This window comes from Rhodococcus koreensis (assembly GCF_900105905.1).
In the GTDB taxonomy this organism is placed as follows: domain Bacteria; phylum Actinomycetota; class Actinomycetes; order Mycobacteriales; family Mycobacteriaceae; genus Rhodococcus_F; species Rhodococcus_F koreensis.
The window spans coordinates 1,287,169-1,304,714 of sequence record NZ_FNSV01000005.1; the positions used below are offsets into that span (position 1 = coordinate 1,287,169).

The following is a 17,546-nucleotide window of genomic DNA, read 5'->3' on the forward strand; positions in this document are numbered from 1 at the left end:
CGACCGCGGGCACGGACCCGACATCCGATTCGGGCACTGCCGTCAATCGGTACCAACGCGGACCGTCCGACCTGATTCAATAGTCCACAGGGCCCGTACCGGGTTGAATGGAGCCAGCACCCGTCCCGGGTCGTATGGAGCCAGTATTGCGTTCAGGCAGCCGTGACGCGCGGCAGAGATGAGGAACCGATGACCGACAGCAGCGACGCGAAGCCCGCCGTGGAGCCTGCCGCTCAGCAGCACGACACACCGAAGCCCAGCGTCCCGAAGCCGGGCGCGGCCGCGAAACCGGGTGCACCCAAGCCCCACCCCACACCGACGCACGCCCTCTCCGCCCCCGCCGTCGCCGCCCCCGCCCACAGTGATCCGAGCGAGTTCGGCCGCGTCGACGACGACGGCACCGCCTGGGTGAAGACCGCGGACGGTGAACGGCAGATCGGGTCGTGGCAGGCCGGAGACGCGGCGGAAGGCCTGGCGCATTTCGGTCGGCGCTTCGACGATCTCGCCACCGAAGTGGCCCTCCTCGAGGCCCGGCTCAATTCCGGTGCGGGCGACGCGAAGAAGACGAAGGCCGCCGCGACCGCGCTCGCCGAGTCGCTCCCGACCGCCGCGGTGATCGGTGACGTCGACTCGCTCTCCGCGCGACTCGACGTGATCATCGCCGGATCCGACGAGGCGGCCGCCCACGCCAAGCACGAGAAGGAACTGTCGCGGCAGGCGCACACCGAACGCAAGGAAGAACTGGCCGCCGAGGCGGAACAGATCGGTGCCGAGTCCACGCAGTGGAAGGCCGCCGGCGACCGGTTGCGCGAGATCCTGGACGAGTGGAAGACGATCCGCGGGATCGACCGGAAGGTCGACGACGCCCTGTGGAAGCGGTATTCCAAGGCGCGGGAGGCGTTCAACCGGCGCCGCGGCGCGCATTTCGCCGAACTCGACCGTGAGCGCGCCGCCGCCAAGACCAAGAAGGAAGAACTCGTCGAGCGGGCGGAGGCACTGTCCGACTCCACCGACTGGGGTCCCACGGCCGGAGCCTTCCGCGATCTGCTCGCCGAGTGGAAGGCCGCCGGACGCGCGCCGCGGGAAGCCGACGACAACCTGTGGAGGCGGTTCAAGGGCGCTCAGGACGTGTTCTTCGCCGCCCGCAACGCCGCGTCCTCCGAACGCGACGCCGAGTTCGAGGAGAACGCGGTCGCCAAGGAGGAGTTGCTGAAGAACGCCGGCCACATCGATCCGTCCAAGGACATCGACGGGGCGAGGGCCGCCCTCCGCGACCTGCAGGAGAAGTGGGACGCCATCGGGAAGGTGCCCCGCGAGCGGATGCACGACCTCGAGGGCAAGCTGCGGGCCATCGAGAAGCGGGTCCGCGACGCCGCCGACGAGGAATGGCGCCGCACCGACCCGGAGGCGCTCGCCCGGGCCGCGCAGTTCCGGGAGCGGGTCACGCAGTTCGAGGAGCAGGCCGCCAAGGCCTCTGCGGCGGGCAAGACGAAGGACGCCGAGAGCGCCCTCGCCCAGGCCAAGCAGTGGCGCGAATGGGCCGAGGCGGCAGAGGGCGCCGTCAGCGGCCAGTAGGCACGATCAGCCGACGTTCCAGTCGCCGCGTCGCTCCGCTTCGGCGGCAGCGGCGCGGCGTTCCTCTTCCGCGGCCAGCTGCAGCGCGGTCCGGCTCCAGACCACCTTCAGCCAGTGGAACGTGAGCACGATGACGGTGAGCCAGCCGATGATCAGGCCGATGCCCGGTCCGGCCGCTTCGACGCCCGGCGCCGGGGTCTGCCGCGACCAGATGGCGAGCATGCCGAACACGATGGACACGGCGGTTCCGGCGAGGGCCACCCACGCGAGCGCCCAGCGACGGGTGACGAGCGCCAGCATCGACACGACGACCCCGAACACCACCTCGAACCACACGAACAGCCGCGACGGCAGCGCGATCGTCTCCGCGCGGGCGTCGTCCCCGTACACCAGCACCTCCCAGCCGTTGGCGATGCCGGAATGCGGCAACGTCAGCGAGCCGAGGAGCACGACCACCGCGACCGCGACGACGAGCGCACGCGCCCCGGGGTCGATCTCACCGGCCACCTTCTTCTCGGCGGCGTCGAAATCCTTCAGGTAGCTCTCGATCGGCTCGTTCGCGTCACTCGGGTCGTCGTGGCGCTGGTCGTCGAACTGCGGGGTCATGCGTTGCATCCCATCTGAGCGGGTAGTGGTGCGGGCACACCGATCTGCGGCAGTCCGAGTCCCACGCCGATCGGCGGGGTCTTCGGGGTGACGCCCTTCTCGAAGGAGTCGCCTGCGCGGGTGCGGCGGTGGGTCAGGACCGGGGTGTCCGCGACGAGGTGGTGCGGGGCGGCGGCGCTGATCACGATGGTGACGACGTCGCCGGGCCGGACGTTTCCGTCGAGGTTTCCCTCCGGCCGGAAGTGGACGAGCCGCCCGTCGCGGGCGCGCCCGCTCATCCGTGCGGTCTCCGCGTTCTTGCGGCCCTCCCCGGCGGCGACGAGCAGTTCCACCTCGGCGCCGACGAGCTTCTGGTTCTCCTCGAGCGTGATCTGTTCCTGCAACGCGATGAGACGTTCGTACCGTTCCTGCACGACGGCCTTGGGCAGCTGGTCGTCCATGTCCGCTGCCGGGGTGCCGGGACGCTTGGAGTACTGGAAGGTGAACGCGCTGGTGAAGCGCGCCTGCCGGACGACGTCGAGCGTGTCCTGGAAGTCTTCCTCGGTCTCACCGGGGAAGCCCACGATGATGTCGGTGGTGATCGCCGCGTGCGGCATCGCGGTGCGGACCTTCTCGATGATCCCCAGGAACCGCGACTTCCGGTAGGAGCGGCGCATCGCCTTCAGGACGCGGTCCGAACCGGACTGCAGCGGCATGTGCAGCTGCGGGCACACGTTGGGGGTCTCGGCCATCGCCTCGATGACGTCGTCGGTGAACTCGGCCGGGTGCGGGGACGTGAAGCGGACGCGCTCGAGCCCGTCGATCTCGCCGCACGCGCGCAGCAGCGCGGCGAACGCGCCACGGTCGCGGGGCTGGTCGGGGTCGGCGAAGGAGACGCCGTATGCGTTGACGTTCTGCCCGAGCAGCGTGACCTCGACGACGCCCTCGTTCACCAGGGCCTGCACCTCGGCCAGGATGTCGCCGGGCCGCCGGTCGACCTCCTTGCCGCGCAGCGCGGGGACGATGCAGAACGTGCACGTGTTGTTGCATCCCACCGAGATGGACACCCAGCCGGCGTACGCCGACTCCCGCTTGGCGGGCAGCGTCGACGGAAACGCCTCGAGCGCGTCGAGGATCTCGACCTCGGCCCGCTGATTGTGGCGCGCCCGGTCCAGCAGCGCCGGGAGCGAACCGATGTTGTGGGTGCCGAACACGACGTCCACCCACGGCGCCTTCTTCACGACGACGTCGCGGTCCTTCTGCGCCAGGCACCCGCCGACCGCGATCTGCATGTCGGGGTTCTGTTCCTTCGCCGGCGCCAGATGGCTCAGGTTGCCGTACAACTTGTTGTCGGCGTTCTCCCGCACCGCGCAGGTGTTGAAGACGACGAGGTCGGGCGACTGCCCGGTGGCCGCCTTCGTGTAGCCGGCGTCCTCGAGGAGCCCCGACAGCCGCTCGGAGTCGTGCACGTTCATCTGGCAGCCGTACGTGCGCACCTCATAGCTGCGGTGAGGGGTCTGGTCGATCGTGTCCACGTATGCCAGGGTACGGCCCGCGCCAAATCGCCTCGTCGCGGCCGGTGTGCGTCAGGACACACGACCGACGCCGGACAGTAAAGTTTCCGTGACATCCCGAGGATTCTCGGAGCAAATGACAGGTGCACCCGCTCCCAGCACATAGGGTCTCGACTATGACGCAAGCCGACGACGCGACGCCGACGCCCTCCACGGGCGCGGCCCCGTCCATGATCTCGATGAAATCGGTGAACAAACACTTCGGCGCCCTCCACGTCCTCCAGGAGATCGACCTCGAAGTTCCTCGGGGGCAGGTCGTGATCGTCCTGGGACCGTCCGGGTCCGGGAAGTCGACGCTGTGCCGGACCATCAACCGCCTCGAGCCCATCGACTCCGGTGAGATCGCCGTGGACGGGAAGGTGCTGCCGGCCGAGGGCAAGGCCCTGGCCGCGCTGCGCGCCGACGTGGGGATGGTGTTCCAGTCGTTCAACCTGTTCGCCCACAAGACGATCCTCGAGAACGTGATGCTGGCACCGGTCAAGGTGCGGAAGAAGAGCAGCGCCGACGCGAAGAAGAAGGCCTACGAGCTTCTCGAGCGGGTCGGCATCGCCAACCAGGCGGACAAGTACCCGGCGCAGTTGTCGGGCGGTCAGCAGCAGCGTGTCGCGATCGCCCGCGCACTCGCCATGAACCCCAAGGTCATGCTGTTCGACGAGCCGACGTCCGCGCTCGACCCGGAAATGGTCAACGAAGTCCTCGACGTCATGACCTCGCTCGCCAAGGAAGGCATGACCATGCTCGTGGTGACCCACGAGATGGGCTTCGCCCGCAAGGCCGGCGACCGTGTTCTCTTCATGGCCGACGGCCAGATCGTCGAGGACTCCGAGCCCGCCACGTTCTTCACCGCTCCCAAATCCGAGCGCGCGAAGGACTTTCTCGGCAAGATTCTCAGCCACTGATCGGAGAGGGCGCCGCCGCGGTGCCCTCTCGGTCGACCGTGCTCCACAGGCAACACCCGTCATTTCAATTGGAGGAACTCGATGAGGATCAACCGCTCGATTCGTGTGGGAATCGGCGTCATGGCGCTCGCCGTCGTCGCATCGGCCTGTGGCGGAGGTGAAGAGAAGAGCGCCTCCCAGAGCGCGTCGGAGGGCAAGCTCACGGTCGGAATCAAGTACGACCAGCCCGGCCTCGGACTGCGCAACCCCGATGGTTCCTTCAGCGGTTTCGACGTCGAGGTGGCCGAGTACATCGCGGGCAAGCTGGGTGTCGCGCCCGAGAACATCGTGTTCAAGGAGTCCCCGTCGGCTCAGCGCGAGACGCTGATCCAGAACGGTGAGGTCGACTACATCGTCGCCACCTACTCGATCACCGACGCCCGCAAGGAGAAGGTCGACTTCGCCGGGCCGTACTTCATCGCCGGACAGTCGCTCCTGGTGAAGTCCGACAACACCGACATCACCGGCCCCGAGTCGCTCAACGGCGGCAAGAAGCTGTGCTCCGTCACCGGGTCCACCCCGGCGCAGAAGGTGAAGGACCAGTACGCGAAGGACGTGCAACTGCAGGAGTTCGACACGTACTCCGCCTGCGTCGAGGCGCTGCGGAACGGCGCAGTCGACGCCGTCACCACCGACGACATCATCCTCGCCGGCTACGCGGCGCAGTATCCGGGCGAGCTGAAGGTGGTCGGCGCGCCGTTCACCGAGGAGCGCTACGGCGTCGGCCTGGCCAAGGGTGACGACGAGACCCGGGCCAAGATCAACGACGCCATCGAGGCGATGATCGCGGACGGTTCGTGGGCGCGTGCGTTCAACGAGACCGTCGGCGCGTCGGGCTACCCGATCCCCGCACCGCCGACCGTCGATCGGTACTGAGCAACTCACTCATCCGGGTCGGACGACTCCCCTTTCGTGGAGTCGTCCGGCCCGGTTCGACACCAACCACCGGTGACCTGGGGAGACGGTAAGTGGACCTACTGAGCAAATACAGCGATCAGCTGATCGACGCGTTCTGGACGACGGTGCAGCTGACCGCGTTCTCGGCTGTCGGTGCTCTGATACTCGGCACCATCCTCGCGGCGATGCGGGTGTCACCGATCCCGGTCGCGCGCGGCGTCGGCGCGGCATACGTGACGATCTTCCGCAACACTCCCCTGACCCTCATCATCATCTTCTGCTCGTTCGGGCTCTTCCAGACGATGGGCGTCAAGCTCGCCCCCGAGCAGTCGCCGACGTTCTTCGAGCAGAACAACTTCCGGCTCGCCGTGCTCGGCCTCAGCATCTACACGGCGGCCTTCGTCTGCGAGTCGCTGCGGTCCGGTATCAACACCGTGCACGTCGGCCAGGCGGAGGCGGGCCGGTCACTCGGTCTCACGTTCTCCCAGAATCTGCGGCTCATCGTGCTGCCGCAGGCATTCCGCGCGGTCACCGCACCCCTCGGCAGCGTGCTGATCGCCCTGACGAAGAACACGACGATCGCCTCGGTGATCGGTGTGGCGGAGGCATCGCTCCTGATGAAGGAAATGATCGAGAACGAGGCCGCCATCTTCGTCGTCGGTGGCATCTTCGCGCTCGGATTCGTGATCCTGACCCTGCCGATGGGGCTTCTCTTCGGATACCTGAGCAAGCGATTCGAGGTTGCACGATGAGCAATTCCGCCACCGTCCTCTACGACGCGCCGGGCCCGAAGGCGAAGAACCTCTACCGCCTGATCTCCGTCGCCGTCGCCCTCGCACTGCTGGGAATCGGCTACCTCGTCTACGCCGCGCTCGACGACAAGGGCCAGCTGACAGCGGCGAAATGGGAACCGTTCACCGAATCGACCTCGTGGACCACATATCTCATTCCCGGTATCCGCGGCACCCTCGTCGCGGCGGCCGTGTCGATCGTGTTCGCGTTGATCCTCGGCGCGATCCTCGGCATCGGACGCTTGTCGGACCACCGACCGGTGCGATGGGTGGCGGGCGGGATCGTCGAACTGTTCCGCGCCATCCCGGTGCTGATCCTGATGATCTTCTCGTACCAGCTGTTCGCCGAGTACGAGGTGTTCAAGTCGAAATATCTTGCGCTTGCCGCGGTCATCGTGGGCCTCACGCTGTACAACGGCTCGGTGATCGCCGAAATCGTCAGGGCCGGCATCAATTCGCTCCCCCGGGGACAGAGCGAGGCCGCCAAGGCGCTGGGCATGCGCAAGGGCCAGGTCATGCGGACCATCCTGCTTCCGCAGGCCGTCACGGCGATGCTCCCCGCGATCATCTCGCAGATGGTGGTCGCCCTGAAGGACTCCGCGCTCGGTTACCTCATCGGCTACGTCGAAGTGGTGCGGTCCGGCCAGCAACTCGGCGCGTTCTACGGCAACTACCTGCCCGCGCTGATCGTGGTGGCGATCATCATGATCATCCTCAACTACACGCTCACCGTGGTGGCGACCAGGGTGGAGAAGCGGCTGCGGGCCGCCCGGAAGGGCGGAGGTCCCCAGGGTGCTGCTCCCGAGCTTCCGGCGGTGTCGGTTCCGGGTATGGACATCACCGACAAGCGGTTGTGACCCGGCACTGCTTCTGACACGAACGACACTGCGGTCGGATGGGAACTCGGTTCCCATCCGACCGCAGTGTCGTTCATCGTGATCGTGGTCAGGTCGTGATCATGGTCAGGCTGTGTCCGATTCAGGTCTCGTCGAACAGGCCGTCGGTTTCCGCGCCGGCACGATCGAGTTGCTCCTTGACGACCTCGAACGCCATGCCCTGGGGGAACCCGCGACGCGCCAGCATGGACACCAGCCGGCGGACCGCCCGGTCACGGTCGTCCGTTGACACGGTGCGCAGTTTCTTCGCGACCAGTTCGGTGGCTCGCGCTCGTTCGTCTTCGCTGTCGATCTGAGCGAGCGCCTCGGTGGCGTCTTCCTGACCGATGCCCTTGCGGCGCAGTTCCAGTGCGAGCGCACGTTTTCCCTTACCGGCGTACGTGTGCCGCGAATGCACCCACTGCTGGGCGAAGTCGGCGTCGTTGACGAGCCCGACCTCGGTGAGTCGATCCAGTACGCGCTCGGCGATGTCGGCCGAGTACCCCTTCTTCGCCAGACGGTCGGACAACTCCGCTCGACTCCGGGCACGGTCCGTCAGGAGACGCAGGCACAAATCCTTGGCCTGCGTCTCCGTTCCACCCTCGCCCGTCGGACGCACGGCGGCGCCTTAGAATTCGACCGGGGCGGCGTCGTCCGTAGCGGCAGTGACGTCGGCGCCGATTCCGAGCTTTTCCTTGATCTTCTTCTCGATCTCGTCCCGGATGTCGGTGTTCTCCAACAGGAACTTGCGGGCGTTCTCCTTGCCCTGTCCCAGCTGGTCGCCTTCGTAGGTGTACCAGGAGCCCGACTTGCGAATGAACCCGTGTTCGACACCCATGTCGATCAGCGAGCCTTCCTTGCTGATTCCCAGGCCGTAGAGGATGTCGAACTCGGCCTGCTTGAACGGCGGCGCGACCTTGTTCTTGACCACCTTCACGCGGGTACGGTTACCCACCGCGTCAGTGCCGTCCTTCAGGGTCTCGATCCGCCGCACGTCGAGGCGCACCGACGAGTAGAACTTCAATGCCTTACCACCGGTGGTGGTTTCGGGGGAACCGAACATGACGCCGATCTTCTCGCGCAGCTGGTTGATGAAGATCGCGGTGGTGCCGGAGTTGCTGAGCGCACCGGTCATCTTACGGAGCGCCTGGCTCATCAGACGGGCCTGCAGACCCACGTGACTGTCGCCCATCTCGCCCTCGATCTCGGCGCGCGGGACCAGAGCGGCCACGGAGTCGACCACGAGGATGTCGAGAGCGCCGGAGCGGATCAGCATGTCTGCGATCTCCAGCGCCTGCTCGCCGGTATCGGGCTGCGACACCAGCAGCGCGTCGGTGTCGACGCCGAGTTTCTGGGCGTAGTCGGGGTCGAGCGCGTGTTCGGCGTCGATGAACGCGGCGATGCCGCCGGCCGCCTGGGCGTTGGCGACCGCGTGCAGAGCGACGGTGGTCTTACCCGAGGACTCCGGGCCGTAGATCTCGACGACACGGCCGCGGGGCAGCCCGCCGATGCCGAGGGCGACGTCCAGCGCGATGGAGCCGGTCGGGATGACGGCGATCGGCTGACGGACACCTTCGCCCAGGCGCATCACCGAGCCCTTGCCGAAGTTCTTGTCGATCTGCGCCAGCGCGAGGTCGAGCGCCTTGTCTCGATCGTGTGCCTGTGGTGCCATCGTCGTCCCCATTCTCGAGTCTCATCAGTGATCTGCGGTCAGGTTAGATCCAGGTACCGACAAGAACCGTGACCACCGAACATCTCCAGCATAGGGGAACGTGTGTTCGATTGGTGCGACCGGCCCGTTCGACACGCCGGATTTCTACCGGCGCTGCGGTGGAACGTCGAACTCGGCGCAGAGTTCACGCCACACCTCGCGGGGTTCCCGGCCGTCCTCGATGGCCTCGGCGGCGGTCTTGCCCCCGAGACTGAGCAGCACGTGGTCGACGAGTAGTGCGTCGCCGCGCATCTGCCCGAACTCTTCGCGGACGAGTTCGTGAAATTCAGTCAGTCGCACGCTTCCACGCTAGCCGAACCCCGGGCGAGGCTCTCACCGCAGCGCGTCGCGGCACACCTCCACCGGATCCGCCACGTCCGCGACGCTCCACGCGGCCCGCTGCGCGGCCTCCGCGTGCGCGCCGTGCGAGAGCACCTGTTCGACCGCCGAACGGAGCGCCTCGGCGCTCGGGGGACGCACCACGACGGCACTCCCCTGCCGCGCGGCGCGATTCGCGAGTTCCCACTGATCGCCGCCCCCGGGGACCACCACCGCCGGGACCCCTGCGAGCAGGGCCTTCGCCAGCATCCCGTGACCACCGCCGCAGACGACGGCGGCGGCCTCGCGGAGCATCGCGTCCTGACGGCCGAGACCCGCACGTACCCAGGGCGGAACCGCGGCCGGCGATCCGTCCAGTATCGACGCGATCACGCGGACGCCGGCCCCGTCGAGACCGGCGAGCGTCGTCTCGAGCATGCCCTCGGCACCGGTGAACGCGGTCGACGGAGCCACCATGACCAGCGGATCGGTACCGTCCGGCGGCTCGAGCACCTCGTTCGTCGGTTCCCACAGCAGTGGCCCGACCACGTGCGCCTCCGCGGGCCAGTCCGGTCTCGGCACCTCGAGCGCGGGGAGCGTCGCGATCAGCCGGCGCACCGGTCCCGGATCCTTCGCCGGCAACCCGACGCCGACGCGGGCTTCGGAACGCTGCCGCTCGCCCTGCCGGATCGACCGCGCCGTCGCCGCCCGCATGAGCGTGTCGCGGGCCCGGCCCCGGATTCCCACCCCCGGAGCCAACCCGCTTCCGATGGGCGGCAATCCCCGGGACGCCGCGTACAGCGGGTGCGGGGACAACTCGACCCAGGGGATCCCCAGCCGCTCCGCCGCCATGCCGCCACCTGCGGTGAGGATGTCCGAGACCACGAGGTCGGGTCCCATCGCGCGCAGGTCGGGGAGCAACTCGGTGGAGATGTGCGCGGCGCGGGCGTGGATGCGCGCGCCCGCATCGAGGTCGTCGTCCGTCGGGCGGGGCGCGAGACCTTTCAGCAACTCGGCGGGCACACCGGCCGCCCGCGCGGGCTCGACCCACCGGGTGCCGGTGAACAGGACCGGTTCGTCCCCGGCCTCGATGAGGGCGAGGCACAACGCCAGAGCGGGAAAGGCATGTCCGGGATCAGGCCCGGCGACCACGGCGACTCGCACGAAGCACAGGGTGTCACACCGTCGCCGTCACCGTTTCTCGAACACGGCTTCCGCGGCGGCGAGAGACCGTGCACGGTCGGCGGGGACGAGGCCGATCCGGGTGCGCCGGTCGAGGAGGTCGTCGACGTCGAGTGCTCCCTCGTGGGTCACGGCGAACTCGAACTCGGCTCGACTCACGTCCACGCCCTCGGCGATCGGGGTCAGCAGTTCGGGGTCGGCGGCGGCGATCAGTGCCGCCTCCGTTCCGTAGCGGGCGAGCAGCGCCGGCGGGGCCGAAACCTGGCGCAGCGCTTCGGGAGTCGCGGCGCCGACGAGCGGGAGGGCGCGGGTCCGGCACGGGAGCGCGTCCAGTCCCGCCGCTGCCACCGCGGCGTCGACGGCGTCCTCCGCCATCTTCCGGTACGTGGTCAGCTTGCCGCCCACCACACTGACCAGACCGGTGTCCGAGCGGAGGACGGCGTGGTTGCGCGAGAGGTCGGCGGTCGATCCGTCGCCGGTGTCGAGCAGCGGTCGCAGTCCGGCGAACGTGCCGAGGACGTCCGAACGCCGCAACGGCACTTCGAGTGCGGTGTTGACCGTGTCGAGCAGGAAGTCGATCTCCTGCTCCGACGCTTCCGGAACGTCGGGGACGGGTCCCGGCGCCGCCTCGTCGGTCAGGCCGAGGTACACGCGGCCGAGCTGTGCGGGCAGCGCGAAGACGAAACGATTGGTCTCACCGGGGACCGGAACCGTGAGCGCCGCGGTCGGGTTCCCGAGCCGTTCCGCCGGCAGGACCAGATGTGTTCCGCGACTGGGCCGGAGCGTGATCGACGGATCGATCTCACCCGACCACACGCCTGCGGCGTTGACCACGGCGCGCGCGGTGATCGACAGTTCCGAGCCGGTCAGTTCGTCGCGCAGGGTCGCGGATGTCCCGGTCACGTCGTAGGCGCCCATCCGGGTGAGCACCTTCGCGCCGTGGAGCGCCGCGGTGCGCGCGAGGGACACCACGAGCCTGGCGTCGTCGACGAGCTGGCCGTCGAAGGCCATCAGGCCGCCCCGAAGTCCGTCCCGGCGCACAGCGGGGGCCAGTTCGACCACCTGGTCCGCCCGGACCGTCCGCGATCGCGGCAGGACCGTCGACGGCGTGCGAGCACTCGCACGGAGCAGGTCACCGGCCAGGAATCCCGTGCGGACGAGGGACTTTCCGAACAGCGTCGTGGAATCGAGGACGGGGACGAGCTGTGGCAGCGCCCGGACGAGGTGGGGCGCGGTGCGGGTCATCAGGATTCCGCGTTCGACCGCACTCTCGCGGGCGATGCCGACATTGCCCGACGCCAGGTACCGCAGCCCACCGTGGGCGAGTTTCGAACTCCACCGGCTGGTCCCGAACGCGAGGTCCCGCTTCTCCACGAGCACGACGTCGAGGCCTCGTGATGCCGCGTCGAGCGCGACACCGACGCCGGTCACTCCGCCGCCGATCACCAGGACGTCGACGCGCGCGCCGTCCGACAGCTGGTCGAGCTCGCGTGTCCGTCGTGCGGCGTTCAGCGCCGACGAGCGGCTCACGGGCGGCGTGCTGGGGTGGGTCACCGGTCTCCTCGATCTGTCGGGTGGGTGTCGGCTGCTGCGGGTGCCAGATAGGCGCCGACGGCGTGCCGGAGTTGTTCGGTCAGGGCGTCTCCGGGAAGTTCCTCGGCGACCATCACGGCCGACTGGACCGCGGACTGTGCGATCAGCAGCACCATGGTGGCGATCTGACGACTGTCCCCCGCGCGGATCGAGCCCTGGCGCTGCCCCGCCGACACCGCGACCGAGACCTGGTCGATGATCGCCCGCTGGCTGGTCCCCAGCCGCTCGAGGATGTAGGTGGTGAACAGTTCCTGATCCGAGCGCAGGATCTTCACGAACAGCGGATGGCCACGCACCTCGGTGGACACGTGGACCACGGCGTCGACCAGTTGGCGGTGAACCGATTCCTCGGTGGAGAATTCGGGCATCACGGCAGCGATCTCGCGGGTCATGAGGTCGGCGACCACTGCCCTGGTGTCCGACCAGCGCCGGTAGACGGTCGGCCTGCTGACCCCGGCCCTCCGCGCGACCTCCGCCAGGGTGGTACGGCGCAGTCCGAAATCGAGGATGCACGAGCGTGCGGCGTCGAGAATGGAGTCGTCGACGCTCGCTGAGGTGTCGTCACGCGACGGTGGATTACGAATAGACATTGTATGTAACACCGTAACGCATGAATCCCCCGCCGGCACCTCACCGGCATTCGAATCACCTCGCGTACGGCCGACGGCGGGCGCCTCGAGCCGTCCGTGGTCGGAGATTCGGGCTGCGTGAGCAGTGCGGGAAGGTGTGACGACAGGATTGGTGCGCACGTCGGATGACGGCACGGCGTGACTCCTACGAAATTCGGTAAATCATACCGTTCCGTCCAGGTCGGACTCACACTCGGCATGACCCACGCATGACAACGATCGCGAGCGCTTCACGAACTCAGCCGAAGTAGTAGAGCTCGAACCCCACCGCGCGTTCGGCGTCGAATCCCGGTTGCGGCCCGGTCACCATCTCGACCTGAGCCCGCGCCTGCTGCCCCACCGGCACGTCGCTGAGCGCCTCCAGGTAGTGGACGTGCTCAGCCAGAGAGAGCACCGCCCGATCCACCGTGTGGGTGACATCCACGGCGTGGGTGGGGGTCATCGTGTGGACCGCCACCCACCGGACTCCGCGCCACGGCGGCAACCCCGACTCCCCCAGTTCGGGGAAGATCCATTCGTTCGCGGCGTCCGCGGTGGCGTCGAGGACGGCTCGCCCGAGAGCGCGGTGGTCCGCACTGTTCGGCTGGCCCGGCCCCCAGGTGTCCCCAAAGTTCGCCGTCACCACGAGATCTGGACGATGACGACGGATCGCCGTGGCGAGGTCGCGGCGGAGTGCGAGACTCTCGACGAGGGTGCCGTCGGGATAACCGAGAAACTCGACGTCGGTCACCCCCACCACGGCCGCGGAGCGCCGCTCCTCCGCCTCCCGCAGCGGGCCCGACTCCGTCGGGTGCAGGCCCGCGATCCCTGCCTCTCCGCTGGTGGCGAGCACGTATCGAATGTCCTTGCCCTGCCCGGTCCAGCGCGCCACAGCCGCCGCTGCGCCGTATTCGATGTCGTCGGGGTGCGCGACCACGACGAGCCCACGATGCCAGCCCTCCGGTACCGGTTCCATGGGTAGAGCATGCCCGTCAGCTACGCGTGATGTCCGATTTCTCGCCGGATCCCGACATCGCCTTGATCAACAGGTACACACCGAATACGACGGCGCTGACGACGAGAATCCAGAACAGGCCCTTGACGAGGGCACCGACCACTGCGAGGGCGATCCAGATCGCCGCGACAGCCAGAACAATCTTCCAGAACATGGTTTCCTCCACTCACGTCTCCCCGATCGATTTCTGCGCCCGACGTCCGGTCGACCCCATTTATCGGGTACGCACACCAGCCTGGCACGCCGGCTCGGGTAAATCACCAGGTCAACGTAAAGATCAGGGAAAGATCAGGGTTCTCCCCCACACGAGGTCCCGAGGGGCCGTGTGTCGACCGACGAGGTCAGCGGTAGCGGCGAACGATGTCGTCGATCTCGCCGAGGGCCGCCGCGAGGCCGGCGAGTTTCTCGGTCGCCGACACGAGTTCCGCGCGTTCGCAGGCGAGTTCGCCGACGGCACTCGCCGTTCCGGGCACCGCGACCTCGGCGGCAGCGGCCACCAGTTCTTCGAACTGTTCGACGCCGACGCCGAGTTGCGCGGCAGCCGAGGCGATCGCCCGGTGGAGCGGCGCCGCTGCGGCCCGGCTCCCCCGGGCGGCGTCCTCCATGGACGTGATGTCGAGGGCCACCGCCTGCAACGCGGCTGCCGCGGAGCGGGCCGTGGCATGGGTGTCCTCGATGTCCTCGCCGCTGATGGTCCCGGACCGGGACAGCACGCCGAGGATGCCGTGCAGTGCTCGTTCGCTGTGCACGAGTCGCTCCATCGGCTCCCGGGCGACCGAGGACGGCGCCGGAAGCACCCGGCGGGCAGGCAGACCCGGCGGCAAGGTCACGGCGTCGAGCTTGCGGTACCGGCTGACGGCCAGCACCGCGGGGACCGCGAACACGACCGCGCCCCCACCGGCCATCAGCATCGACCACTCCGGCGCAGCCATCAGAGCGAGACCGGCGGCGCCGGTGGCCGACGTTCCGGACACGATGCCGTAGTGCTTCGCACGACGCCGGGCCCGCCGCTTCTTCCGCAGGAGACGTTCACGAGGGTCGCGCCACCGCTGCGCCGCGTCCGCGACGGACTCACCGGCCTCGCGCAGTGCGCCCTGGATCCCGGCGAGCCCGGACACGACAGTGGCCGACCGGACTGAACGTCCAGGTCGGCCACGTCGGGTGGAACTCATGCTCACAGGCGATTCGGTTACTGCGCCGTGCCGGTCTGGCCTGCTGCCGGCGGCTGCTTGTCGAGGCTCGGGTTGGCGGCGGGCGTCGCCGGCGCGCCGGCCGCACCGCCGGAGGGCAGTGCATCGCCCTTCATGGAGGCCCGGATCTGCTCGAGGCGGCTGTGTCCGGCCATCTGGATGCTCGCCTGCTGCACTTCCATCATGCGGCCCGACACCGAGTTCTGTGCCAGCTCCGCAGAACCGAGGGCATCGGCGTAGCGCCGCTCGATCTTGTCGCGCACGGCATCGAGGCTGGGCGTGTTGCCGGGAGCGGAGAGGGTGCTGTCCATCGAGCGCAGCGACTCGCTGACCCGTTCCTGCATCTTGGCCTGCTCCAGCTGGCTGAGCAGCTTGGTGCGTTCCGCGACCTTGGCCTGCAGAGCCATCGCGTTCTGCTCCACGGCCTTCTTCGCCTGGGCAGCTGCCTGCAGAGACTGGTCGTGCAGTGCCTTCAGGTCTTCGACGCCCTGCTCGGCGGTGACGAGCTGTGCGGCGAACGCCTCGGCGGCATTGGTGTACTGGATGGCCTTCTCGGTGTCGCCGGCGGCCTGCGCCTGGTCGGCCAGGTTGACGGCCTGACGGGCGTTGGCGTTGAGCTTCTCCACCTCGTCGAGCTGGCGGCTGAGCTTCATCTCGAGCTGGCGCTGGTTGCCGATGACAGACGCGGCCTGCTGCGACAGGGCCTGGTGCTGACGCTGCGCATCCTCGATCGCCTGCTGAATCTGAACCTTGGGGTCAGCCTTCTCATCGATCTTGGAATTGAAGAGCGCCATCAGGTACTTCCATCCCTTGACGAAAGGATTAGCCATGGGTTTGATCCTGCCTCCATCTGTTGCGCCGCGCGATGCGCGACCCGATACGCGACCGTCACGCACCGGAACAAGGGCTGCGCCCCGACTACCTGGCTCACCCGCCGACGAGATCGGCGGTTGACTGAAATCTATCGGTTCGGCACGGGTGTTGCTATGCGGCAGCCAGCGCCTGCGCGGGTGCAGGGATGACCACCCGGGTGTCGCGGGCGATGGTCGTCGAACCCGGTCGTGCGCTCGCGGCGGGGGCCTCTGCGGGTGCGGATTCGACCGCGTGCCGCTCGGTGTCCGCACGCTTGGCCGAAGACCCGTCGGACAGCGATTCGCTGACGTCGACGAGCACGTCGGACAGTGGGACGTCCAGCGCGTCGCAGATCGCCGCCAGGAGCTCACTCGAGGCTTCCTTGCGCCCTCGTTCGACCTCGGACAAGTACCCGAGGCTCACACGAGCACTGTTGGAGACCTCACGCAGGGTCCGGCTCTGCGAAACGCGCGTACGCCGAAGACTGTCACCGATTGCCTCACGCAATAGCAGCGCCATCTCGCTCCTCCTTCATCCGTCACCTGTCTCGCCTATCTCAACGCACGAACAGGACCGATTGGTTCCCGACCTTAGCCTGCGGATGTTTCCTGCACACGATCGAGGAGTCCCGACACGGCGGCGGAAACCGCAGATTTACGGATCTGCCACCGGCCGCCGGTCAATCCGAGCTCGAGGACCGACGTTCCGGCCGCCCCGGAAATGCTCAGGAACACCGTGCCCACGGGATGTCCGTCCTGCGTGTCGGGGCCGGCGACGCCGGTCAGACCGACGCCCCAGTCGGCGCCGCAGCGGGCGCGGGCACCGTCCGCGAGCGCCTGTGCCGTGGACGCCGCCACCGGCCCGTCCTCCGCCAGCCGGGCCGGATCGACACCGGCGAGAGTTGCCTTCAGGTCGGTGGCGTAGACGACGAGTCCGCCGCGCAGCACGTTGCTCGCGCCGGGCACACCGGCGATGGTGGCGGTGAGCAGTCCTGCGGTGAGCGATTCCGCGGTGGCGACGGTCTCGCCGCGGGCGGTGAGCACGGCAACCAGGTCGGCGGCCCGCGTGCCGTCCACCAACGGGTCGGTCACGCCCCGGTGCTCGCGTTCGCCTCGACCTTGTGCACCCCGGCTCGCAGCCGGACGGCCTGCACGACGTAGTCCAGCCCGGTCACCACTGTCAGCAGCACGGCCGCCCCCATCAGGACCCATCCGAGGACGTCGAATCCGTCCGGCAGCGGCAGCAGGTAGAACCCGATCGCGATCGTCTGGACGAGAGTCTTGAGCTTGCCGCCCCTGCCCGCGGGAATGACCGCGTGCCGCAAGACCGCGAACCGGAGCAGCGTGATGCCCAGTTCCCGCACCGCGATCACCGCGGTCACCCACCAGGGCAGGTCGCCGAGAATCGACAGACCCACGAGGGCGGCACCGATCAGCGCTTTGTCAGCGATGGGGTCTGCGAGCTTGCCGAAATCGGTGACGAGGCCGTACTTGCGGGCGAGTTGACCGTCGATCCGGTCGGTGATGGCGGCGACCGCGAACACGCCGGTGGCGATCAGGCGCCACGTCGTCGAGTGTCCGTCGCCGACGAACAGCACGACCAGGAAGACGGGGACCAGCAGGATCCGGAGGATTGTCAGGATGTTCGCGATGTTCAGCAGTGGTACGGCCGTCTCACTCGCGGGCTCGACCGACGGATCCGGGACCGCCGGGTTGTCGGCGGCCGTCCAATCCTCGCGCTGCGCGCTCATCGGAGCACCGCAGCGTCGAACTGCACCCCGGGACGCGGCGGGGAGTGGGAGGGATTCGTAGGTCGTACCGGCACGTGCCTAAGAATATCGGT

20 protein-coding genes are annotated in these 17,546 nt (G+C 68.3%); 5 read left to right on the forward strand and 15 right to left on the reverse strand.

Annotated elements, in window-relative coordinates:
- The first annotated feature begins 189 nt into the window (after positions 1-189).
- A complete protein-coding gene (locus BLV94_RS10645; RefSeq protein ID WP_072942408.1) occupies positions 190-1,575 on the forward strand; it encodes a DUF349 domain-containing protein in 1,386 nt (461 codons plus the stop codon).
- A 6-nt stretch (positions 1,576-1,581) separates the two neighbouring features.
- Here BLV94_RS10645 and BLV94_RS10650 read toward each other — a convergent pair whose 3' ends face one another.
- Together BLV94_RS10650 and miaB are read right to left on the reverse strand one after the other, a co-directional pair.
- The gene (locus BLV94_RS10650) at positions 1,582-2,181 is read right to left on the reverse strand and encodes an Rv2732c family membrane protein (protein WP_072942409.1); all 600 of its coding nucleotides are present in this window, start codon (positions 2,179-2,181) and stop codon (positions 1,582-1,584) included.
- Positions 2,178-3,695 (reverse strand): tRNA (N6-isopentenyl adenosine(37)-C2)-methylthiotransferase MiaB, encoded by a 1,518-nt coding sequence (gene miaB, locus BLV94_RS10655; protein ID WP_072942411.1) that lies wholly within the window; start codon positions 3,693-3,695, stop codon positions 2,178-2,180. Before miaB ends, BLV94_RS10650 begins: the two co-directional genes overlap by 4 nt.
- A 209-nt stretch (positions 3,696-3,904) precedes the next feature.
- Between miaB and gluA the strand changes: the two genes are divergently transcribed.
- The 4 genes from gluA (at position 3,905) to BLV94_RS10675 (ending at position 7,217) form a co-directional block, all read left to right on the forward strand.
- Positions 3,905-4,633, forward strand: a complete 729-nt coding sequence (gene gluA, locus BLV94_RS10660) for a glutamate ABC transporter ATP-binding protein GluA (RefSeq protein WP_083395905.1) — start codon at positions 3,905-3,907, stop codon at positions 4,631-4,633.
- Between the two features lie 81 nt (positions 4,634-4,714).
- Positions 4,715-5,548, forward strand: coding sequence for a glutamate ABC transporter substrate-binding protein (locus tag BLV94_RS10665; RefSeq protein ID WP_072942415.1), 834 nt, complete (start codon positions 4,715-4,717; stop codon positions 5,546-5,548).
- Positions 5,549-5,640: 92 nt separating this feature from the next.
- A complete protein-coding gene (locus BLV94_RS10670; protein ID WP_072942416.1) occupies positions 5,641-6,321 on the forward strand; it encodes an amino acid ABC transporter permease in 681 nt (226 codons plus the stop codon).
- Positions 6,318-7,217 (forward strand): amino acid ABC transporter permease, encoded by a 900-nt coding sequence (locus tag BLV94_RS10675; RefSeq protein WP_072942418.1) that lies wholly within the window; start codon positions 6,318-6,320, stop codon positions 7,215-7,217. The genes BLV94_RS10670 and BLV94_RS10675 overlap by 4 nt, the downstream gene beginning before the upstream one ends.
- Before the next feature lie 121 nt (positions 7,218-7,338).
- Here BLV94_RS10675 and recX read toward each other — a convergent pair whose 3' ends face one another.
- The 13 genes from recX to pgsA all read right to left on the reverse strand — a co-directional run bounded on the left by recX (position 7,339) and on the right by pgsA (position 17,454).
- Positions 7,339-7,854, reverse strand: coding sequence for a recombination regulator RecX (gene recX, locus BLV94_RS10680; protein WP_072942419.1), 516 nt, complete (start codon positions 7,852-7,854; stop codon positions 7,339-7,341).
- 9 nt (positions 7,855-7,863) lie between these two features.
- Positions 7,864-8,907, reverse strand: coding sequence for a recombinase RecA (gene recA / locus BLV94_RS10685; protein ID WP_005240749.1), 1,044 nt, complete (start codon positions 8,905-8,907; stop codon positions 7,864-7,866).
- A gap of 144 nt (positions 8,908-9,051) precedes the next feature.
- Positions 9,052-9,246 carry a DUF3046 domain-containing protein gene (locus BLV94_RS10690; protein ID WP_015890433.1) on the reverse strand — a complete coding sequence of 65 codons (195 nt, stop codon included), beginning with the start codon at positions 9,244-9,246 and terminating at the stop codon, positions 9,052-9,054.
- Positions 9,247-9,279: 33 nt separating this feature from the next.
- Positions 9,280-10,428: a glycosyltransferase gene (locus BLV94_RS10695; protein ID WP_072942421.1), complete on the reverse strand. Its 1,149-nt coding sequence runs from the start codon at positions 10,426-10,428 to the stop codon at positions 9,280-9,282.
- A gap of 27 nt (positions 10,429-10,455) precedes the next feature.
- Positions 10,456-12,000 carry a glycerol-3-phosphate dehydrogenase/oxidase gene (locus tag BLV94_RS10700; protein WP_072942422.1) on the reverse strand — a complete coding sequence of 515 codons (1,545 nt, stop codon included), beginning with the start codon at positions 11,998-12,000 and terminating at the stop codon, positions 10,456-10,458.
- Positions 11,997-12,629, reverse strand: coding sequence for a TetR/AcrR family transcriptional regulator (locus tag BLV94_RS10705; RefSeq protein WP_072942423.1), 633 nt, complete (start codon positions 12,627-12,629; stop codon positions 11,997-11,999). The genes BLV94_RS10700 and BLV94_RS10705 overlap by 4 nt, the downstream gene beginning before the upstream one ends.
- Positions 12,630-12,906: 277 nt before the next feature.
- On the reverse strand, positions 12,907-13,623 hold the full coding sequence (locus BLV94_RS10710) for a PIG-L deacetylase family protein (protein ID WP_072942424.1): 717 nt from the start codon (positions 13,621-13,623) through the stop codon (positions 12,907-12,909).
- Between the two features lie 16 nt (positions 13,624-13,639).
- On the reverse strand, positions 13,640-13,816 hold the full coding sequence (locus BLV94_RS49525; RefSeq protein WP_007296377.1) for a hypothetical protein: 177 nt from the start codon (positions 13,814-13,816) through the stop codon (positions 13,640-13,642).
- Positions 13,817-14,003: 187 nt separating this feature from the next.
- Positions 14,004-14,834, reverse strand: coding sequence for a phage shock envelope stress response protein PspM (gene pspM / locus BLV94_RS10715; protein ID WP_072942425.1), 831 nt, complete (start codon positions 14,832-14,834; stop codon positions 14,004-14,006).
- Between the two features lie 17 nt (positions 14,835-14,851).
- Positions 14,852-15,682, reverse strand: coding sequence for a PspA/IM30 family protein (locus tag BLV94_RS10720; RefSeq protein WP_072942426.1), 831 nt, complete (start codon positions 15,680-15,682; stop codon positions 14,852-14,854).
- A gap of 154 nt (positions 15,683-15,836) precedes the next feature.
- A complete protein-coding gene (locus BLV94_RS10725; protein ID WP_072942427.1) occupies positions 15,837-16,223 on the reverse strand; it encodes a helix-turn-helix domain-containing protein in 387 nt (128 codons plus the stop codon).
- Between the two features lie 71 nt (positions 16,224-16,294).
- Positions 16,295-16,795 (reverse strand): CinA family protein, encoded by a 501-nt coding sequence (locus tag BLV94_RS10730; protein WP_072942428.1) that lies wholly within the window; start codon positions 16,793-16,795, stop codon positions 16,295-16,297.
- Complete coding sequence (pgsA, locus tag BLV94_RS10735; protein ID WP_072942429.1) at positions 16,792-17,454, reverse strand: CDP-diacylglycerol--glycerol-3-phosphate 3-phosphatidyltransferase; 663 nt, start codon at positions 17,452-17,454, stop codon at positions 16,792-16,794. Before pgsA ends, BLV94_RS10730 begins: the two co-directional genes overlap by 4 nt.
- Positions 17,455-17,546: the final 92 nt, after the last annotated feature.